Below are 570 nucleotides of genomic sequence, written 5' to 3'. Positions count from 1 at the left end.
CGCCACGATCCCGGGCTTGTCCAACAACCGGTTCAGATCGTCGCTCGCTTCGCTCGGACGATCTAACCTTATTCGTTGGCGCATGTCGAGCGCGATCTGGGCGCGCATCATTCCACGGATCTGTTTCATCTGCAGCATGAGGTCAGCCAGGCAATGAGCCTCGCGCTGAAGCGCGCGGAGCAACAGGCCGAGACGGCGGCGGCTGAGGCGAAGGCACGCTGGCAAGGCGCATGCGCCGCCGAGCAGGCCTATCATCGCCGCCGCCATGGCCCGGGACGCCCACCGGCGTTTGCCGCGCGCATCGATGAGTCGCTGAGCGCCTACGTCCAGACCAGCCTCGTGCATGAGCGCGCCCAGGCGCAGTGCGCTGAGGCGAAAACCCTGATCGGCGCCTTCAGCGAGGTCGATCATCCCTATGAACTCCAACAGGGACAGGCGCAAACGCCCGAGCAGTTGCAGACGCGCTTAGGGGCCGTGTTTGCGCGCCTGGAGGCGATCGCCGAGGAGGCGGACCTCTCCGAGCGCCTGTGCGCACATCTAGCCAAGGCGAAGCGACTCACCCACAGCCTG

General features: G+C 66.0%; 1 pseudogene. It reads left to right on the top strand.

Annotated features, from left to right (window positions below):
- Positions 1-153: 153 nt before the first annotated feature.
- Positions 154-570 (top strand): annotated as a pseudogene (locus tag G3480_RS27315) (DUF6399 domain-containing protein); the annotation flags it as partial.

This window comes from Thiorhodococcus mannitoliphagus (genome assembly GCF_010915725.1).
Lineage (GTDB): Bacteria > Pseudomonadota > Gammaproteobacteria > Chromatiales > Chromatiaceae > Thiorhodococcus > Thiorhodococcus mannitoliphagus.
The sequence above is the reverse complement of the archived record's forward strand: the minus strand, read 5'-3'. Positions and strand labels throughout refer to the sequence as shown.